Genomic DNA, 15,292 nt, shown 5'->3' on the forward strand with positions numbered 1-15,292 from the left:
ATGACGAACGCGAGCACCCCTGCGGGTTGGTACGCCGACCCGCAGGGCGCCCCCCAGCAACTGCGCTGGTGGGACGGCTTTCGCTGGACCGGCCACACCCATCCGGCACAGCAGGCGCCGCAGTCCGCCGAGTCCCGGCCGCAGTCCACCCTCGAGGAGCCCGTCGCCGCCGACCCGCCTCGGCAGGTCCCGGCTCCCCAGCAGCCGCCGGCGCCGCAGCCGGCCGGCCCGCAGCCGATGCCCCGGCAGCACGCACCTCAGCAGCAGCACACACCGCAGCGGCCGGGCCGTGCCCCGCACCCGGGCGGCGGCGCCCGGGACGGCGGGCCCGGCAGCGGCAGCCTGTTCAGCGAGCCGGTCCTGGTGGTCGACCAGAAGGCCAAGCTGATCGAGGTCACCAACGAGTACGGCGTCTTCGACCAGCACGGCAACGCCCTGGGCACGGTCGTCCAGGTCGGCCAGAGCACCGCCAAGAAGGTGCTGCGCGTCGTCTCCAGCCGGGATCAGTACATGACCCACAAGCTGGAGATCCGGGACGTGCACGGCCTGCCGCAGCTGGTGCTGACCCGGCCCGCGAAGATCATCAAGTCCAAGGTGCTGGTGGAGCGCCCGGACGGCCGACCGGTCGGCGAGATCGTGCAGCAGAACGCCATCGGGAGGATCACCTTCGCAATGCTGGCCGACGGCCGGCAGATCGGCGCCATCAAGGCCCAGAACTGGCGCGCCTGGAACTTCGCGGTCGTCGACCACACCGACACCGAGGTCGCCCGGATCACCAAGACCTGGGAGGGACTCGCCAAGACGATGTTCACCACCGCGGACAACTACGTCCTGCAGATCCACCGCCCGCTCCCCGACCCGCTGCTGAGCCTGGTCGTCGCCACGGCCCTGACCGTCGACACCGCCCTCAAGCAGGACGCCCGCGGCCTTGGCTGAGCCGGCCGGACGCGGCGCTTTCGTCCTGGGGGCCGACTCGGGCGGCTCGGGGCTGCGGATCGCGATCGCCCGCACCGACGGCGGCCCCGCGCCCCAGCCGTCGGCCGTCCGCAGCTGCGGCGAGCCCGTCCGCACCGGCCCCGCCGGGATCGACGCGACCCATCTGCTGTCCCAACTGGTGCCGACAGCACAGGAGTTGATGAGCCGAGCCGGCGCGGAGAGCCTCGCCGCCGCCTGCGTGGGCGCCGCCGGCATGGCCACCCTGGGGGACGACCTGCGCGCCCGGCTCCCCGCCGCGCTGGCCACCGCCTTCGGGGTGCACCGTCTCGCGCTCGCCGCCGACGCGGTCACCGCCTACGCCGGGGCGCTGGGGCAACGGCCCGGAGCCGTGGTCGCCGCGGGCACCGGCATGATCGCCATGGGTACGGACCTCACGGCGGCGGGCGGTTGGCGCCGCGCCGACGGCTGGGGCCACCTGCTGGGCGACTGCGGCGGCGGCGCATGGATCGGCCGCGCCGGGCTGGCGGCCGCGCTGCGCGCGCACGACGGCCGGCCCGGCGGTTCACGCGCCCTACTGGCGTGCGCGGAGGCGGAGTTCGGGCCGGTCACCGGACTGCCCGCCGCGCTCTACCCGCGCCCCGACCGGCCTGCCGTACTGGCCTCCTTCGCCCCCGCGGTGGCGCGCTGCGCGTCCGACGACCCGGTGTCCGCGCAGATCCTCACGGACGCCGCGGGCCATATCGCCGACGCCGCGGCGGCGGTCTGCCCGCCGGGCACCCGCCGCACCGTGGCACTGACCGGCGGGCTGCTCGCCCTCGGCGAGCCGCTGCTGGCCCCGCTGCGTGCCGCGCTCGCCGAAAGGCTGCCCGAGGCCCGTCGGGAGACGCCCCTGGGCACCCCGCTGGACGGCGCGCTGACCATCGCCGCGGCACTGGCCGAGGACCGCCTGATACTGCCCGTCGACCCGAAGTTGTTGCAGATCACACGCCCTGTGGGGTGATCTTGCCATCATGACGCGCGGGATAAATCGGGACGGATACCTCGACCGTGAACCCTCCCTCCGCGCGAGGGTGGCCCGAGGCGTTAGCATGCGGCGCCATGAGTTCCCCCACTGGGCCCGCACCTGGCTCGCCCTATTTTGACGCCGAATCCCCGAGCCCGGGGGCCGCACCCGGCCTGCCCGTACGCATGCCGCGCGCGCGGCAGTCCGGCCGCCACCGCAAGCCGGAACCGCTCGCCGCACCCGAGGGCGCACCCGCCCTGGTGCTGGCCGTGCCCGGCACCCCGACCCCCGCCGCCCGCAGCCTGGCGGAAGAGGTCTCCAGCATCGCCCGCTCCGAGCTGCCCGGCCTCGACGCCCGGATCGGCTATGTCGACGGCGGCGACGACGAGTTCCCGTCGCTGGAGGCCGTACTGGCCCGGGCCGGTGCCGAGCAGAAGGAGCGGATCGGCCACGACGGTCCGGCCGACCAGCCGGCCGCGGTGGTCGTGCCGCTGCTCGCCGGTCCGGACAGCTCGCTGCTGCGGCGGATACGTCAGGCCATCATGAGCAGCGGCTCCGGTGCCGACCTGACCGATGTCCTCGGCCCGCACCCGCTGCTCGCCGAGGCGCTGCACGTCCGGCTGTCCGAGGCCGGTCTGGCGCGCGCCGACCGCGCGCGGCTGTTCACGGTCGCCACCGCCGCGGACGGCATCATCCTGGCCACCGTGGGCGGCGAGGAGGCCGTCCAGGCCGCCGGGATCACCGGCATGCTGCTCTCGGCGCGACTGGCGGTGCCGGTGCTGGCCGCCGGTCTCGACGAGGAGGGCGCCATCGCGCGGACGGCGGAGCAGCTGCGCGGCTCCGGCTCGCAGCAGCTGGCGCTGGCCCCGTACCTGATCGGCCCCGAGCTCGCCGACGGCCTGCTGGGGGCGGCCGCGGCAGAGGCCGAGTGCGCGGCGGCGGAGGCGCTCGGCGCGTACGGCGCGGTGGGCCGGCTGGTGCTGTCGAACTACGCGGCGGCGGTGGGCATCACCCTGCAGCAGGGCGCACCGGTCCACTAGGACTCATCCCACGGCAGACCCGGGAAGGGCCGCTTCGCGCACCGCGCGGGGCGGCCCTTTCTCTGCCCAGGGCAGGGAAAGGGCCCCTGAGCGGCACAGATGCCCGCCAGAGGGCCGGAGACGACACCGGAGGCGGTGCCGGAGGCTGGTGCGGCACGCGTCCCCCAGCGGCCCGGTGAGCGCCGTTCGGCGGATGGGCCGGCGGGCGGGGTGGCTGCGCGACGCGGCGCTACGACCGGCGGCGGGGCTTGCCGCGCTTGCCGCCGCCCTTGGCGCCGCCGGAGCCGACCCGGGGGCTCTTGCCGGTCGCCTTGCCGGCCGCGGGCTTCTTGCCGGCCGCGGGCTTCCGCCGGGTGCCTGCCGTGCCGGAGGGCTTGTGCTCCTTCGGCTGCGCCGGGGCGGCGGCGCGTCCCCGTGTGCTGTTGACCGTCCGCCCGCGGACGATGCCGATGAAGTCCTCCACCATGTCGGTGGTGGCGTCCTCGGGCCACGCCAGCGCCACGTGCGACTGGGGGGCGTCCGCCACCGGCCGGTACGTGAGGTCCTTGCGGTGGTGCAGGCGGGCCAGCGACTGCGGGACGACGAGGAGCCCCACGCCCGCCGCCACCAGTTCCACGGCGTCGGCCGTCGTGGCGGGTCGGTCGTTCGCCGGCCGCCCCGGCCGGTGTTCCCAGTCCAGGGTGTCGTCGAGGGGATGCAGCACGATGTCGTCGGCCAGGTCCTCGGCGGCCACCTCGTCGACCGCCGCCACCACGTGGTCCTTCGGGACCACGACGACCGTCGTCTCGGTGTAGAGCGGGATCGCGCTGAACACCGTCCGGTCGACCGGCAGCCGCACCAAGCCCGCGTCGGCGCCGCCGTCGCGCAGCACGTCGGAGGCTTCGGTGGCGGTGACCGCGACGAGGGCCAGGGGAACTCCGGGCAGCCGGTCGTTCCAGATACGCACCCACTTGGTCGGCGTCACGCCTGGGACATACGCGAGCCGGAAGGAAGGAGATGCGTCTGAGCCTGTCACTCCGCCAGGTTACCGGTCCGTGGTCGGAGGTCTCGCACACGCTCGCTACCCTTGACACCATGACGTCGCACCAGACCACCCAGACGATGAAGCCCGCGACCGCGGCGAAGAAGCTGGGTGTGTACCTCGAGGCCACCCCCGCCGAGTTCCAGGAGGGTGTCATCTCGCGCAGCGAGCTGAACACGCTGCAGGCCGATCCGCCCGAGTGGCTGCAGGAGCTGCGGCGCAACGGCCCCCACCCCCGCCCGGTGGTCGCGGCGAAGCTGGGCGTCTCCATCTCCGGTCTCGCGCGCGGCGGGGTCACCGAGGCCCTCACCACCGAGCAGATCGACGCGCTGAAGCAGGAGCAGCCCGAGTGGCTGCAGAAGGAACGCGCCACGCAGGCCGAGGTCCGCAAGGAAACGGTCCGCATCAAGGAAAAGAACAAGGAGAAGGACAAGGACAAGGAGTAGGACGCGGTCGGATCGGGGCGTTCAGCCCCGCCGTCCGCCCCCTGCCGTCCGGGCCCCGGCCGGGGCCCGTGACTGCTGCCGGTGGCCCTCACCTGAGGTGAGGGCCACCGGCAGCGTCGTTCTCCGGTGCGGCCGAACGGCTCCGGCAGGGCTGACCGGGGGTCAGGCGAACACCACGCAGGAGGCCGCCGGGGCGTCGACGGAGCCGGTTCTGGTGGGAATCGCGGTGTGCGGATCGAGGGTGAACCAGGTGATGTCGCCGGAGCGTTCGTTGGCCACGTAGAGATGGCGTCCGGCGGGGTGCAGGGCCAGGTCGCGGGGCCAGTGGCCGCCACAGGGGACGGTCGTCAGGAGGGTGGCCGAATCCCCGTCCGGGTCGAGGGACAGCACGGAGATGCTGTCGTGCCCCCGGTTGGCGGCCCAGGCGAACCGGCCGTCCGGGGAGACGGCCAACTCCGACGGGAAGGTACCCTCCGCGCCGGTGCCGTCCGGGAGCAGCCGGGTCTCGCCCAGGGGGGTCAGGGTGCCGCGGCCGGCGTCCCAGCGGCAGAGCGTGACCGTCGGATTGAGTTCGTTGATGACGTAGGCGCGATCGCCGCGGGGGTGGAAGGCGAGATGGCGCGGTCCGCTGCCGGGCCGCAGCGCCACCTCGTCCCGTACGGTCAGCGCCCCGCCGCCGTCGCGGGCGCAGACGCGGACCGCGTCCGTACCGAGGTCGACGCTCAGCAGCCAGCGGCCGCTGGGGTCGGGCAGCACGGCGTGCGCGTGCGGGCCCTCCTGGCGCTCGGACTTCGGACCGCTGCCCCGGTGGGTCAGGACCGCGGGCCGGTCCCCGAGGGTGCCGTCGGCTCGTACGAGCAGTGAACTGACGCTGCCCGAGCTGTAGTTGGCGGTGACCAGATGGCCGTCGGCCAGGGTGAGATGGGTCGGGTCGGCGCCGCCCACCGGGACGGCGGGGCCGAGCGGTTCGGGGCCGTCCGGAGTGAGGGCGAAGGCCGCGGCGGCTCCGTCGGGGAGCTCGCTGACCGCGTAGAGGTACCGGCCGTCGGGGCTCGGGGCCAGGTAGGAGGGGTTGGGGACGGCGTCGGTGGAACGCCGCAGGCCGAGCGCGCCGGTCGCCGGGTCGACGGCCGCGGTGGTGATGCCGAGGCCGCCCGCCGTCGTGAACGATCCGATGTACGCACGCCGGCCGCTGTCCGTCGTCCCCATGGGTCCCGCCCTTCGTCCGCCTGCCGCCGGGCGACTGCCCGTGAGAGGGTGCCCGGCGACGCTAACAGCCATGGGCGCGGCACCTCCGTGGATGGCCGATACCCGCCCGTGGGCCCGCGCCCCGGCGCGGCCTCAGCGGGCCACGACCGAGTCGGGGTGGTACCCGCCGGTCAGGCGCCGGCCAGGGGTGAGGGGCGGGTGCTGCGCAGCGGCACGGCCAGTTCGGCCAGGGCCTTCTCCAGGCCGTGCAGATGGGCCAGCGCGGGTTCGGGGGCCGGATGCTCCGGCACCGCGGCGGCCGTCCCCGCCGCGGCACGCGCCCCGCCCGGCGTGGTCAGCGCCTCCACGGCGGCCTCCACCCGCCAGCACGCGGCGGCGAGCCGGACGTCGTGGGACGCCTCGGGGTCCGCTGCGATGGAGGCCAGACCGCGGGCCTCGCGGGCGCAGTCGTCGAGCAGCGCCAGGACGCGGCGCGCCTTCTCCTTGCGGCCGCGGAACGGGCTCAGCGGGTGCACCAGCGGAGCCAGCGAGAGCCGCACCCGGCCGAGCAGCAGCTCCAGTTCGGCGACGCGCGGTGTCGGGTCCGCGCTGCCGGACCCGGCCAGGCGGGCGGCCGCCTCGGCCGCGCAGGCGTGGACACAGCGCAGCGCGCGCTCGATCCAGGCGTCGGTGGTGGCATGCGTGGTCACCGGTAGCACCACCACGACGGCCAGCGCCGCGCCGATCGCGCCGACGCCGGTCTCGGTGAGCCGGAGCACGAGCAGATCGGAGTCCAGGACCCCCAGCAGCCCGTAGAGCAGCCCGGCCATCACCGTCACCGCGAACATCATCCAGGTGTACGAGACGGCCGCGGCGTAGAAGATCCCGAAGACGCAGACCGCGACGAGCGCGGCGGTGGGTACGGCCGCTCCGTGCAGCGGGATGGCCACCCCCGCGCCGGCCACGATGCCGATGAGCGTGCCGAGGATGCGCCGGAAACCGCGTACCAGGGTCTCGCCGCGGGAGGTGGTGTTCACGAAGACCCACCAGGTGGCGCCCACGGCCCAGTACCAGCGCTGGTCGGAGAGCAGTTGTCCCGCCATGAGGGCCACGGCACCGCCGACGGTCGCCTGGACGGCCTGGCGGGTGGTCGTACGGGCGAGGCCCCTGCCGCCCGGCGGAGCGGGCGCGGCGGCGGACGGCAGCCGCCGCTCGTAGCAACAGAGGCCGAACCGGACGGCCGAGGAGACGAGGAGGGCGACAGTGACGGCGACGTACAGCTCGGGCAGCCGGCCGGGCCCGGCGTGCAGGAACTGTGTCGCGAAGAAGGTCATGAAGGCGAACACGCCGAGGGCGTGGCCGCGCGGCCCCCAGCGCCGGGCGTAGACACCCAGCCCCATCACGGCGAGGAAGGCCAGGTCCCGCGCCGTCGGGTGGTCGTGCAGTCCCGTCGCGAGGGCGAGCACCGGGAAGCCGGCCGCGGGCAGCAAGGCGGTGGTGACCGCTTGGTCGCGGACCGTGGCGTCGGTGACGGTGAAGAGCGCGAGCAGTGCGGCGAGGCCGCCGATGACGGCCGCTATCAGCGAGTGGACGGTGAGGCCGCAGGCGGCCACGGCCAGGCTGATGCCGAGGACGGCCCGGGTGGCACTGCGCAGCCGCAGCCGGCCCGGGTCCGGAGCCACGAACACCCTCTTGAGCACAGATCCCGCCCTTCTTGATCCCGGTTCTTGATCCCGGGTCCTGATCCCGGGTCCTGGTTCCGGCATGAAAAAGGCGCCGCGGAGTTCCGCAGCGCCATCGACAGCTCCATCACATCATTGCCGCGGCTAATGGCTCAACAGAGGAGACGAGGAGTGGGCCATTGGCACAGTCATGGGGGATCTTGCCCGGCCGGCGGGGAGCCAATGGCAGGAGGTGCGGCGAGAGGTCCCTTGGTACGCATCGGGGGCGCCGCGGAGTTTCGCGGCGCCCCCGATGGACGTGACGTGCGCACGGCGCCGGCCGGACGCCGTCGTCGGCGGCGGCGGCGGCGGTGGTGGTCAGCCGCAGTCGCAGCAGCTGCAGCAGTCACAGCAGTCGCAACCGCTGCAGTCACAGCAGTCACACCCGCTGCAGTCACCGCAGTCGCAGTCCTGGCAGCACCCCTCGCGCCGCTTGCGCGACCACGGCCCCTCGTACGTGTCGGCGCAGCAGAGCTTGCAGGTGCAGCACAGGCCGATGAAGACCGCGCAGCCCGCGAGGAGGCCGCGGGGCTTCTTCGGCGGGTGCGGAAGGTGCGACATCCCACCGCCCCCGCCGCCGTGACCACCACCGTGGCCGCCGCCGGTGCCGCCCGGCGGCACCGGCCCGCCGCCGTACGGGGCCTGCGGGCCGTTCAGCGGCTGCTCCCCCTGGACGTACGGGCCGGCTGCCGGGGCCTGGCCGTACTGCGGCGGCTGCTGCACGTACTGCGACGGCCGGCCGTGGCCCGGCGCTCCGTGCCCCGGCGCCTCGTGTCCCGGCGCCCCGTGTCCCTGGTGGGCGCAGGACGCGGCGCCGAAGGCGCGGTCCACCGAGCGCCGCAGTTCGTGGGCGAGCAGCACATGCACCAGGGCGGAGTCGGTGAACTCCACATCGCGCAGCGCGAGGCGGATGCCGTGGACCGCGTCGTCGCACAGCCGGCGGGCCTCGGCGGTGGTGGCGCCGGTGGCGGCGAGCGGGTTCCAGGCGCCTTCCGCGGCGTCCGTCGCACGGTCCTCGACGGCGTCGAGGAGGTGGGCCAGTCGCCCGAAGAGCCGTCCCGCCTCGGCGAGCGGGGCGGCGTTGTCCGGCCGGCCGGCCAGCACCGCGGTGTAGGCGAAGGCCGCGGCGGTGGCGGTCTCGGTCGGTTCGGTGATGACGGTCAACGGGGTGCCCACGCCGGCCAGCTCCTCGATGCCCACCTGGCGGTCGACCGCGTCGACGAGCACGGCGGTGTCGAAGCCGAGCGCGGCGCCGGTGCGCGCCCCGGCGCGGTCCCAGCCCGCGGCGACCCTGCGCGCGGCGGCGGCCACCGGACGGCGGCGCAGCAGCCCGTTCCGGTCGGCGACGTGGTCGCGTATCTTCGCGGACGCCAGTACCAGGGACACCGATGCCGCGAGCCGTGCGCCCTCGCCCTTCGCCACCGAGGCGGTGCGCATCCCGCGCAGCGGGCAGGGCCCGGCGGTCCGGCGCCCGGCGTCGGTGCGGCCGGTCTGGGCGTCGGTCAGCACGGACACGATCAGCCCGTCGTAGTTCGTGACCACCCGGGCGAACTGCCCGTGATCGGCCCGCAGCGCGAGGCAGAGGCCGCACAGGTGGGCCATCCACTCCGCTTTGAGTCCCTCCGAGAGGCGATGGGAGCAGGGCCTGACGATTCCGAACATGGTGGAAACCCCCGTAAGGCGACATCGGTACCGGCCGGCGCAGGCCGGCCGCGGCACGGAATCTACCGGGCGGGCCGCTGACCTGGACACACGCCCCCTGCGCAGATCAGGCACGATGCGCTGCCGACTGACTTGCCGTCAGATCGCCGCACGTCGGCCCATTGGTACAGTCCAGGGGCCACCGCCCCGCCGCGACCGTGAGGATCGTGTCCGACCATGCCCGTCGACGCCCTGGACGCCAGGATTCTCCGGCTGCTGCTGGAGCAGCCGCGCACCAGTGTGCGGGAGTACGCCCGGGTTCTCGGGGTGGCCCGCGGGACGGTCCAGGCGCGACTGGACCGGCTGGAACGGGACGGCGTGATCACGGCGTACAGCCCCCGACTGTCGCCCGCCGCGCTGGGGCACCCCGTACTCGCCTTTGTGCACATCGAGGTGACGCAGGGGCATCTGGAGGAGGTGGCCACGGCGCTGGCGGAGGTGCCGCAGATCATCGAGGCGTTCTCGACGACCGGCGGTGGGGATCTGCTGACGCGGGTCGTGGCGAGGGACGCGGCGCATCTGGAGGATGTGATCCAGCGGTTGATCAGCCTGCCGGGCGTGGTCCGCACCCGCACGGAGGTGGCGCTGCGCGAGCGGGTGCCGCACCGGATGCTGCCGCTTGTCGAGGCGGTGGGCGGCACCGCGAAGCCGGGCTGAACCGCGCGGTGGCATGCCGCGGGGCCCGGCCGGACGCCGCTTGGCATGCTGGAGCGTATGAGCACCTCCGCCACTCCCGGCCCCCCGACCGGATCCCCTCCCGGCGCCGCCGCCTCGCCCACTCCGGTGATCTTCGACCTCGACGGGACGCTCGTGGACAGCGAGCCGAACTACTACGAGGCGAGTCGGCGACTGCTGGCCGACTACGGGGTGGCGGACTTCAGCTGGGAGCACCACGCCCGGTTCATCGGGATCGGTACGCGCGAGACGCTGGAGATCCTCGGTCGGGAGTTCGCCATCGACGCGCCGGTCGAGGAGCTGCTGGCGGGCCTGAACCGCCGCTATCTGGAGCTGGCGCGGGCGCACACCGAAGTGTTCCCGCAGATGCGGGAGTTCGTGGCCCGGCTGGCCGCGGCCGGGCATCCGATGGCGGTGGCCTCCGGGTCGTCGCGGGCCGCCATCGCGGCGGTGCTCGGCGGGACGGGGTTGGACGGGGCGCTGACGACGACGGTGTCGGCGGAGGAGGTGGCGCACGGCAAACCGGAGCCCGATGTGTTCCTGGAGGCCGCGCGCCGGATGGGTGTCGAGCCCCGGGAGTGTGTGGTGCTGGAGGACGCGCCGCCCGGTGCGCTGGCGGCGCACCGGGCGGGCATGCGGTGCATCGCGGTGCCCTATGTGGCGGCCACGGCCGACGATCCGGCGTTCGCGCGGGCCGGGCTGGTGTTCCGGGGTGGCCAGAAGGAGTTCACGGCACGGGCCGCCCACGAGTGGCTCGGGAGCCCGGCGCGGCCGGTTCGGCCCGCCTGATCCTGCCCTTGGCGGCGTCGGGGCCTCGACGAGTGGCACGAGCGGGAGTTGGCAGCCCGCCGTGGTGTCGCCGGCCTGTCGCGACGTGTCCGCGGCCAGTTCCCTGCGGTACCCCGGCCGCACGGCCCCACCGGTCTCCCCCTCGCGTCCGGCTCACTACGCGGCCGACGGGCCCGTACGCCCATGTCCGCACCGCAGCAACGCGGTCGACGCGGTGGCGGCGCCGGGGATCGACGCGGTGATCGATCCGGCCGTAACGCGGGACCGGGTGGCGGCGGCGCTGGACGGTTGCCCCACGCGGCCGTTCGCGCAGGCGCGGCCCTCCCGGGAGTCGGGCGCAGGGGCCCGGTCCCACCTCGACACGCGGTGAGACGCAGATCTCCTTGAGGGAGAGGCAACCGTCCGCCGTGGGATCGGGTCTCTCTCCCCAAGAATCGAGAACACAATTCGTCACCTCATGACCACCCTGAGCTGATCAATTGTCAAATTTCGATTTAACTCGGTCGAAAACCGAACCTATGGGTTTACATGCCCATGCCAGTACACGCAGGGTGTGCGCGGGGCCTCCCGACCCCCGCGGCGAGCAACAGCGCCGCGTTTCCGGGCGGTTGGTGAGCCTGCCGCCCTCGTGCACAAAGGACCCACATCAGTGCGTAGACCCCACATACGCAGCCTGGCGATCGCCGTCGCGGTGACCACGGCCGCGACCGTCACTGCAGGCGCCGCCATCGCCACCCCCTCGGTCACCAAGGACTCGGCTCCCGCCGCCGCCCGCTCCCACGATGCAATCGTGGCCGCGGCCCGCGCCGCCGCCCACGCCCACCCCGCCGCCACCGGCGTCGGCGAGAAGGACGGGCTCAAGGCCACGGACCTGCTGGTCGACCCGGACGGCAGTCAGCACGTCCGCTTCGTCCGGACGCACCACGGCCTGCCGGTCCTCGGCGGTGACCTCGTCGTCCACCTGGACGCCAGGTCCGCCTATCAGGACGTGACCCGGGCCTCCCGCCGGCCGGTCGAGGTCCGCTCCACCAGCCCCGAACTGACGGCCCGGCAGGCCGAGGAGAAGGCCGCCACCGCCGCCAAGGGCCGAGCCGGTACGGCCGAACTCGTCGTGGACGCCCGCGCGGACCGTACGGCCCTGGCCTACCAGGTGCAGGTCGCCGACAGCAGCGCCGACGAGGCCGGCGGCGTCCGTACGGTCGTCGTCGACGCCGCCTCGGGCACCGTGCTGAGCAACACCCCGGCCAACGACTCCTTCCTGTCGCCCGCCGTACAGGACAAGCTGCGCAAGCTGGGTGAGAAGCTCCGCCCGGTGACCGGGCTGGTCGGTGCCACCGCGCCGGCCGCCCCGAGCAAGGGCGCCAAGGGCTTCCCGGGTGCCGCCGCCGGCACCGGAGCGTCCCTCTTCGTCGGCAAGGTGCCGCTCTCCACCACCCGGACCGCCCAGCACTCCTTCACCCTCAAGGACTCCACCCGCGGCAACACCGAGACCCGCGATGCGGGCGGCAAGGAACCGGAGAAGTTCTCCGCCGGCAAGGCGTTCACCAGCACCACCAACCGCTGGGGCAACGGCACGACGGGCAACCGGGCCACCGCCGCCGTCGACGCCCAGTACGGCATCACGAGCACCCTGGACTTCTACAAGAAGACCTTCGGCCGCAAGGGCATCAAGAACGACGGCCGCGGCGCCCACGCCCTGGTGCACTTCGGCAAGAACGTCGGCAACGCCTACTGGTCCTCCGACTGCGGCTGCATGCTCTACGGCGACGGCGACGGCCGCACCTTCACCAAGCCGCTGGTCGTCCTGGACGTCACCGGCCATGAGCTCACCCACGGCGTCGTGGACGCGACCGCGGGCCTCCAGCCCACCCGCGTCGACGAGGAGGGCAACCAGTACGGCGAGCCCGGCGCCCTCAACGAATCCCTGGCGGACATCTTCGGCAGCTCGGTCGAGTTCGCCGCCGACAACCCGAAGAACCCGCCGAACTACCTGATGGGCGAGAAGCTCGGCCTGCAGCAGAAGTTCCTGCGCCGGCTGGACAAGCCGTCCCTCGACAAGCTCGAGGGCACCGTCGACTACTGGTCGAAGGAGTCCTACGACACCGAGGTGCACGCCGGCTCCGGTGTCTCCTCGCACGCCTACTACCTCCTCGCCGAAGGCAGCGGCAAGAAGGTGATCGGCGGCGTCACCTACAACTCCCCCACCTCCGACGGCTCCAAGGTGGCGGGCATCGGCCGGACCAAGGCGACGGCGATCTACTACCGGGCGCTGACCCGGTACATGGTCTCCACGACCGACTTCCACGGTGCCCGGACCGCGACCCTCAAGGCCGCCAAGGACCTCTACGGTGCCAAGAGCACCGAGTACAAGGCGGTGGACCGCTCCTGGGCCGCCGTGAACGTCACGGCCGCCAACACCCCTGCCCCCAAGGGCTGATCCCGGGCCGTCCCGCGGTGCCCCCGCCCTCGGTGGGGGCACCGCGCCCGCGGCACAATCGGGTCATGGATCTCACTGTCTGGATGGAAAGCTGGCAGATGGAGTGCTGCGGTGAGCCGTTCCGTATCGGCTCACAGATCTCCTGGTCGCTCCTCGACGCCGACGAGCAGTGGCTCGCCGACGTCATCGGCGCCGAGGCCGCCGCGCGGGTCGACGCCGCCGAGAACCACCACGGCGGCTGGATGGACGACTCCGTCGAGCAATCGGCCACCACCGGAACGGTCGCCGCGATCGCCGCGGTGCACTGCCGGTACGCGCCGCGGCCCGGAGCGTCCCCGCACACGCACCGCCCCGTACCGGGCTCCGGCACCCTCACCCCCCTGACCGCGGCCGAGCGCCGGACACCCGACCACGGCGAGCTGGAGTTCACCGGCTTCCTGGTGGAGCTCAACGACGTACGGCGCTGACCGTCGCCGCCCTCACCGAGGCGCGCCTCACCCGCGCGCCTCGCCGGCCTCGGCCGGGGCGCCGGCGTCCGGGCCGCTCACCACATCCCGGGTGAGTGCGACGCGGGAGAGCAGCACGGCACCCCAGAGCACCAGCGCGACGCCCAGCGCCTCCGGCAGCAGCCACCAGCCGGTCCGGACGCGTTCGCCGAACAACGTGACCCCCAACAACAGGCTGACCAGCGCGTCCCCCAGCGTCAGGACGGGCTGGGAGGCGGTCAGTGGGCCGGACTGCATGGCGTTCTCCATGAGGAACAGAGCCAGCACACCGACCATCGCGAAGCCGTAGGTCTGCCAGGCCAGGAAGAACTCGCCCGGTCCGCCGCGCTGCCAGGCGTGCGTCGCGTCCTTCATCAGGGCGGCGGTGAGCGCATAGGCGACGGCGGTCGACGCGCCGAAGGCGGCCGCCCGCACGGCGCCCCCCGGCCGGCGCAGCGCCACGCCGACGGACAGGGCGATCACCGCGCCGCAGGCCACCAGCGCGCCCGCCCACCGGCCGAGCGGCGCACCCGCGGTGCCCGCAGTCGGCGCGGCGGCGGCCAGCGCGGCCCCCAGCCCGACCACCAGCATCGCGACCCCCGTCCAGCCCGCCCGCGAGACCCGCCCGCCGAGCAGGACCCGCCCGATCAGCAGGGCGAGGGGCAGTTCGAGTACGAAGAGCGGCTGCACCACCGACAGCGCCCCCAGGGACAGCGCCAGCGCCTGGAAGCCGCCGGCCGCGATGACGGCGAGCATGCCGCCCAACCACACCGCGCGGTGCAGCAGATCGACGAGCAGGCCCAGCCGCAGCCCCGGCGCCAGCGGCACCGTACGGGCGGCACGCCGCTGCAACACCGTGGCCAGCGCATTGCTGGCCGCCGCGAGCAGGGCGAACAGGACTGCCGGCCACATGCGCCCGCCACCGCCTCCTCACCGTCGGCCCCCGCTCCGACGCTAACCGGGCAGGGGCCCGGGCGCCCGGCAGGCCGGGCGGCCCGATGGCGGGGGTCAGTGCTCCTGGGCGGTCGGCCGCACCATGATCTCGTTGATCGCCACATGCGCCGGCTGGCTGACCATGAAGCCGATGGAACGGGCGATGTCCTCCGCGCGCAGCCAGTTCTCCTGCGGCATCCCGAACGCCGACCCGCCCCCGATGGTCATCTCCGTCGTCGTCATCCCCGGCTCGACCAGCCCGACCCGTACACCGCGCCCGGTCACCTCCTGGCGCAGGGACTCGCTGAACGAGCACACCGCGTGCTTGGTGGCCGAGTAGACGCTGTTGTTCTTCCGGGCCACCCGGCCCGCCACCGAACTGACGGTCACCAGGTCGGCGACGCCGCGCCCGCTGTCCTTCGCCGCGCTCAGCAGATGCGGCAGCGCGGCGTGCGACAGCTCCAGCACGGCCTTGAGGTTGAGGTCGACCATCCGCTCCCAGTCCCCGAGGTCGCTCTCCTCCACCGCGGCGCGCGCGCCGTACCCCGCGTTGTTCACCAGCACGTCCAGCCGGCCGAAGTGCCGCACCGCGTCCTCGACCGCCTGGCGTGCCCGCCCCGGGACGCTCAGGTCCGCGGTCAGGGCGATGGCCGACGCCCCCTGTGTGCTGATCGCGCTGGTGAGCTCCGCCAGCCGGTCGGTACGGCGCGCGACCAGCGCGAGGGAACACCCCAGTCGGGCGAGGGAGAGCGCCGCCGCCTCGCCGATCCCGCTGGAGGCGCCGGTGACCAGGGCGACGCTGCCCGTCAGCGGCCGGTCGGCGCAGGCCGGGGCGTGGTGCGACTCAGTGGCATTCATGGCGTACGTATACCTCTCGGAATCGGCACATACGCCCTGAACAACCGTGTCGGCGGGGG

General features: G+C 74.0%; 14 protein-coding genes. 8 read left to right on the forward strand and 6 right to left on the reverse strand.

The annotated features are described in order from the left end of the window. The 3 genes from ACGFML_RS13700 (at position 1) to ACGFML_RS13710 (ending at position 2,979) form a co-directional block, all read left to right on the forward strand. Positions 1-936, forward strand: a complete 936-nt coding sequence (locus ACGFML_RS13700; protein WP_393543203.1) for a phospholipid scramblase-related protein — start codon at positions 1-3, stop codon at positions 934-936. Beyond that, positions 929-1,936, forward strand: coding sequence for an N-acetylglucosamine kinase (locus ACGFML_RS13705; protein ID WP_393543205.1), 1,008 nt, complete (start codon positions 929-931; stop codon positions 1,934-1,936). The genes ACGFML_RS13700 and ACGFML_RS13705 overlap by 8 nt, the downstream gene beginning before the upstream one ends. A gap of 98 nt (positions 1,937-2,034) precedes the next feature. Next, positions 2,035-2,979: a sirohydrochlorin chelatase gene (locus ACGFML_RS13710; protein ID WP_393543207.1), complete on the forward strand. Its 945-nt coding sequence runs from the start codon at positions 2,035-2,037 to the stop codon at positions 2,977-2,979. A gap of 229 nt (positions 2,980-3,208) precedes the next feature. Here the strand turns inward: ACGFML_RS13710 and ACGFML_RS13715 are convergent, their stop codons facing one another. Then, positions 3,209-3,994: a LysR substrate-binding domain-containing protein gene (locus ACGFML_RS13715; RefSeq protein ID WP_393543208.1), complete on the reverse strand. Its 786-nt coding sequence runs from the start codon at positions 3,992-3,994 to the stop codon at positions 3,209-3,211. Positions 3,995-4,053: 59 nt separating this feature from the next. Here ACGFML_RS13715 and ACGFML_RS13720 point away from each other — a divergent pair, with 59 nt between their 5' ends. Continuing rightward, positions 4,054-4,446, forward strand: coding sequence for a DUF5997 family protein (locus ACGFML_RS13720; protein WP_393543210.1), 393 nt, complete (start codon positions 4,054-4,056; stop codon positions 4,444-4,446). Between the two features lie 162 nt (positions 4,447-4,608). Here the strand turns inward: ACGFML_RS13720 and ACGFML_RS13725 are convergent, their stop codons facing one another. The 3 genes from ACGFML_RS13725 to ACGFML_RS13735 all read right to left on the reverse strand — a co-directional run bounded on the left by ACGFML_RS13725 (position 4,609) and on the right by ACGFML_RS13735 (position 9,017). Further along, the gene (locus ACGFML_RS13725) at positions 4,609-5,655 is read right to left on the reverse strand and encodes a lactonase family protein (RefSeq protein WP_393543212.1); all 1,047 of its coding nucleotides are present in this window, start codon (positions 5,653-5,655) and stop codon (positions 4,609-4,611) included. 170 nt (positions 5,656-5,825) lie between these two features. Next, entirely contained in the window at positions 5,826-7,334 is a 1,509-nt protein-coding gene (locus ACGFML_RS13730; RefSeq protein WP_393543214.1) for an FUSC family protein, read from the reverse strand. Positions 7,335-7,673: 339 nt separating this feature from the next. Next, positions 7,674-9,017 (reverse strand): DUF5685 family protein, encoded by a 1,344-nt coding sequence (locus tag ACGFML_RS13735; protein ID WP_393543216.1) that lies wholly within the window; start codon positions 9,015-9,017, stop codon positions 7,674-7,676. Between the two features lie 216 nt (positions 9,018-9,233). Between ACGFML_RS13735 and ACGFML_RS13740 the strand changes: the two genes are divergently transcribed. The 4 genes from ACGFML_RS13740 (at position 9,234) to ACGFML_RS13755 (ending at position 13,424) form a co-directional block, all read left to right on the forward strand. Next, positions 9,234-9,713: an Lrp/AsnC family transcriptional regulator gene (locus ACGFML_RS13740; RefSeq protein WP_393543218.1), complete on the forward strand. Its 480-nt coding sequence runs from the start codon at positions 9,234-9,236 to the stop codon at positions 9,711-9,713. Between the two features lie 126 nt (positions 9,714-9,839). Beyond that, the gene (locus ACGFML_RS13745) at positions 9,840-10,520 is read left to right on the forward strand and encodes an HAD family hydrolase (RefSeq protein ID WP_393543767.1); all 681 of its coding nucleotides are present in this window, start codon (positions 9,840-9,842) and stop codon (positions 10,518-10,520) included. A 649-nt stretch (positions 10,521-11,169) separates the two neighbouring features. Next, entirely contained in the window at positions 11,170-12,957 is a 1,788-nt protein-coding gene (locus ACGFML_RS13750; protein WP_393543220.1) for a M4 family metallopeptidase, read from the forward strand. Positions 12,958-13,022: 65 nt separating this feature from the next. After that, the gene (locus tag ACGFML_RS13755; protein ID WP_393543222.1) at positions 13,023-13,424 is read left to right on the forward strand and encodes a DUF6578 domain-containing protein; all 402 of its coding nucleotides are present in this window, start codon (positions 13,023-13,025) and stop codon (positions 13,422-13,424) included. 27 nt (positions 13,425-13,451) lie between these two features. Here ACGFML_RS13755 and ACGFML_RS13760 read toward each other — a convergent pair whose 3' ends face one another. Together ACGFML_RS13760 and ACGFML_RS13765 are read right to left on the reverse strand one after the other, a co-directional pair. Beyond that, the gene (locus tag ACGFML_RS13760; RefSeq protein ID WP_393543224.1) at positions 13,452-14,354 is read right to left on the reverse strand and encodes a DMT family transporter; all 903 of its coding nucleotides are present in this window, start codon (positions 14,352-14,354) and stop codon (positions 13,452-13,454) included. A gap of 96 nt (positions 14,355-14,450) precedes the next feature. Next, entirely contained in the window at positions 14,451-15,233 is a 783-nt protein-coding gene (locus tag ACGFML_RS13765; protein WP_393543226.1) for an SDR family oxidoreductase, read from the reverse strand. Positions 15,234-15,292: the final 59 nt, after the last annotated feature.

The sequence above is a fragment of the Streptomyces sp. NPDC048650 genome (assembly GCF_043199095.1).
GTDB lineage: Bacteria > Actinomycetota > Actinomycetes > Streptomycetales > Streptomycetaceae > Streptomyces.

Coding starts and splice junctions, on each gene's coding strand:
- ACGFML_RS13700 (WP_393543203.1), top strand. CDS start 1: ATGACGAACGCGAGCACCCCTGCGGGTTGGTACGCCGACCCGCAGGGC.
- ACGFML_RS13710 (WP_393543207.1), top strand. CDS start 2,035: ATGAGTTCCCCCACTGGGCCCGCACCTGGCTCGCCCTATTTTGACGCC.
- ACGFML_RS13720 (WP_393543210.1), top strand. CDS start 4,054: ATGACGTCGCACCAGACCACCCAGACGATGAAGCCCGCGACCGCGGCG.
- ACGFML_RS13725 (WP_393543212.1), bottom strand. CDS start 5,655: ATGGGGACGACGGACAGCGGCCGGCGTGCGTACATCGGATCGTTCACG.
- ACGFML_RS13735 (WP_393543216.1), bottom strand. CDS start 9,017: ATGTTCGGAATCGTCAGGCCCTGCTCCCATCGCCTCTCGGAGGGACTC.
- ACGFML_RS13740 (WP_393543218.1), top strand. CDS start 9,234: ATGCCCGTCGACGCCCTGGACGCCAGGATTCTCCGGCTGCTGCTGGAG.
- ACGFML_RS13755 (WP_393543222.1), top strand. CDS start 13,023: ATGGATCTCACTGTCTGGATGGAAAGCTGGCAGATGGAGTGCTGCGGT.
- ACGFML_RS13760 (WP_393543224.1), bottom strand. CDS start 14,354: ATGTGGCCGGCAGTCCTGTTCGCCCTGCTCGCGGCGGCCAGCAATGCG.
- ACGFML_RS13765 (WP_393543226.1), bottom strand. CDS start 15,233: ATGAATGCCACTGAGTCGCACCACGCCCCGGCCTGCGCCGACCGGCCG.